A 772-nucleotide genomic window follows, 5' to 3' on the forward strand; every position below is an offset into this window, starting at 1 on the left:
AGCAGCTTCAAAAGCAGCTTGAAACCATCGCCTCTTCTGCAACTTTCTCCGGTGAAAACTGGTTGCAGCAGAACATGGCAACCGACGCTCTCAACAAAGAGATCGCTGGTTCCTTCACGCGTGATGCCGCTGGCAACACGCAGATTGAGAACATCGTTGTTGATACTCGTACAACTGTTTTGGTTGACACCCGTGGCGTAGCAGGCAACACAGGTATTCTTACTGAAAACCTGAATGGTACTGCCGCCACTGTTGCGCATACAACTGCAGGTGATATGAGTACGCTCAGTGTTACCGCAACTGAAGATGGTATTATCAGGAAGGCTACCGAAGCTGCAATCTTAAAGCATTATGAAGGGCTATCTGATGCGGATAAAGCTACTTTTAATGCGGCAACAGCGACCCTGCCTTCAGGTAACACGATTGCGGTAGACGTGGCTGGAAAGCTTGAAGCGCTTTCTGGTTCTACTGTAGCGGGTACTATCGATCCGATTTCATTCCTTGATCTCGATATCTCCACGCTTGGTAACAACGCGGTAGATAACGGTATCTTGGCTGCTTACATCGACGTTGTTGACGGTCAGCTGTCCGCGATCACTGATGCGGCAACTGAGCTCGGTTCTGCCAAATCACGTGTTGACATGCAAAAAGAGTTTGCGAGCAATCTGTCTGATGCGATTGATCGTGGTATCGGTCAGCTGGTTGATGCGGACATGAATGCTGAATCCACTCGTCTGCAGGCTCTTCAGACCCAGCAGCAGCTCGGTATTCA

General features: G+C 49.6%; 1 protein-coding gene. It reads left to right on the plus strand.

Features of this window, described 5'->3' with window-relative positions; translation table 11 throughout:
• A partial coding sequence (locus PsW74_RS21275; RefSeq protein WP_275505986.1) for a flagellin occupies window positions 1-772 on the plus strand: 772 nt, incomplete at both ends.

This window comes from Pseudovibrio sp. W74, assembly GCF_001623085.1.
Lineage (GTDB): Bacteria > Pseudomonadota > Alphaproteobacteria > Rhizobiales > Stappiaceae > Pseudovibrio.